The sequence below is a fragment of the Streptomyces sp. NPDC007162 genome (assembly GCF_040634175.1).
Classification (GTDB): Bacteria; Actinomycetota; Actinomycetes; order Streptomycetales; family Streptomycetaceae; genus Streptomyces.
This window is the reverse complement of sequence record NZ_JBEYFC010000909.1, coordinates 1-2,068: the sequence shown is the minus strand read 5'-3', so window position 1 is coordinate 2,068 and position 2,068 is coordinate 1. Positions and strand designations below refer to the sequence as shown.

2 protein-coding genes are annotated in these 2,068 nt (G+C 71.4%); one reads left to right on the top strand and one right to left on the bottom strand.

Features of this window, described 5'->3' with window-relative positions:
* On the bottom strand, positions 1-384 hold a 384-nt coding region (locus ABZ646_RS45685; RefSeq protein ID WP_360533451.1), incomplete at its 3' end, for a TetR/AcrR family transcriptional regulator.
* 162 nt (positions 385-546) lie between these two features.
* Here ABZ646_RS45685 and ABZ646_RS45680 point away from each other — a divergent pair.
* Positions 547-1,974 carry an MFS transporter gene (locus tag ABZ646_RS45680; protein WP_360533448.1) on the top strand — a complete coding sequence of 476 codons (1,428 nt, stop codon included), beginning with the start codon at positions 547-549 and terminating at the stop codon, positions 1,972-1,974.
* Positions 1,975-2,068: the final 94 nt, after the last annotated feature.

The following is a 2,068-nucleotide window of genomic DNA, read 5'->3' as shown; positions in this document are numbered from 1 at the left end:
AGCCGTGCCGTCGCCGCCGCCCGGGACCCTGCTCCCGTCGCCCTGCGGCCCTGTGACCATGTAGCCGGTGAAGCGGTCCAGCCAGGACGTCAGGGCCTCCCACGGCTCCTGCCCGCCGAGTTCCACGGCGGCCCGGCACAGCGTGTTGACCTCGTCCGCGTAGACGCTCTCGAAGAGGTCGCGGCGGGTGGGGAAGTTCCGGTAGAGGGTCCCGATGCCGACCCCCGCGCGGCGGGCGACGTCCTCGAGGGAGACGTCCGAGCCGTGCTCGGCGAACGCCTCGCGGGCGGCCGTGATCAGCGCGTCGTAGTTGCGGGCCGCGTCCTTACGGTGGGGCCGTCGGGACGCGACGATCTCACTGACGGGGAACGGGGTGTCCGTCATTGCTGCCTCCCGTGCGACAGGACTGAACCGGAGGGGTTCCTCGACTTCGGTTGAAGCGGAGGGTTCCCTCCGGTAGAGTGGAGGGGAACCTCCACTTTAGCAGTGCGGTCACTGCTGTTCCGATCCGTTCTCCCTCCGTTCCGATGTCGGAGAGGCTCCTTCATGCCCCGGAAGTCCACCCGCCTCACCTTCGCGGTCCTCGCGACCGGTGCCGGCGTGTTCTCCATGCTCCAGTCGCTGGTCGCGCCGGCCCTGCCGACCGTCCAGCACGCGATGCACACCTCGCAGTCCACCGCGACCTGGGTGATGACGGCGTATCTGCTGTCCGCCTCGGTCTTCACCCCGATACTCGGCCGGGTCGGCGACCTGACCGGCAAGAAGCGCAGCCTCGTCGCCGTGCTGGTCGCCGTCCTGGCCGGCTGTCTGCTCGCCGCCCTCGCGCCGAACATCGGCGTACTGATCATCGCCCGGGTGGTCCAGGGCATCGGTGGCGCCCTGTTCCCGCTCTCCTTCGGCATCATCCGGGACGAGTTCGGCCCGGCCGAGGTCAGCGGCAGCATCAGCAACCTGTCCGCGGTGATCGCGGCCGGCGGTGGCGTCGGCATCGTGGCCGCCGGCCCGATCGTCTCCGCGCTGGACTACCGCTGGCTGTTCTGGATCCCGGTCGCCGTCGTCGCCGTGACGGTCCTGATAGCCGCCCGCTACGTCCCCGAGTCGCCCAAACGGGCCCAGGGTGGCGTCAGTTGGCTCGGCGCCGGGCTGCTCTCCGCCTGGCTGGTGGCGCTGCTGCTGCCGCTGAGCCAGGCCGGCCAGTGGGGCTGGGGTTCGGCCAGGGTGCTCGGCCTGTTCGGCACGGCCGCCGTGCTGTTCACCGTCTGGCTCCTCACCGAGGCCCGCTCCGCGACCCCGCTCATCGACCTGCGCGTGATGCGGCTCCCGGCCGTCTGGACCACCAACGCGGCGGCGCTGCTCTTCGGCGCCGGCATGTACGCGATCTGGTCCTTCCTGCCCGGCTTCGTGCAGACCCCGGGCACGGCAGGCTACGGCTTCGGGGCCACCGTCACCGAGTCCGGCCTGCTCCTGCTGCCGATGCTGATCGCCATGTTCCTCTCCGGCATCGTCGGCGGCCGTCTCGAACCCCGCGTCGGTGCCAAGGCCCAGCTCGCCACGGGGGCCGCGCTGGGGGCCCTGGCCTGCGGAGTCCTCACCCTCTGGCATGACGAGCGGTGGCAGATCGGCGTCGTCGCGGGGCTCTTCGGCCTCGGTATCGGACTGGCCTTCGCCTCCATGGCCAACCTCATCGTCGGCAGTGTCCCGCCCGAGCAGACCGGCGCGGCGACCGGCATGAACGCCAACATCCGAACCATCGGCGGCTCCATCGGCGCCGCGCTCACCAGCGTCCTGGTCACCGGTCGGCTCCAGCCCTCCGGCCTCCCGTACGCCTCCGGCTACACCCACGCCTGGGCTCTGCTCACCCTGTTCTGCCTGACCGCCGCCGGAGCCGCGCTCCTCGTCCCGGTCCGCCGCGCGAGCCGGGTCACCGGCCCGGTCACGGACCGGTCGGCGGCAGCACCGGTACGCGTACGGTAGTGTTGACCTGCGTGATCACGCGGTACCCACCGCGTGACTGCGCAGCGGGACGTGGCGCAGCTTGGTAGCGCACTTGACTGGGGGTCAAGGGGTC

Excerpts from the sequence above, each read along its gene's own strand:
- ABZ646_RS45680 (WP_360533448.1), top strand. The coding sequence starts at position 547 with ATGCCCCGGAAGTCCACCCGCCTCACCTTCGCGGTCCTCGCGACCGGT.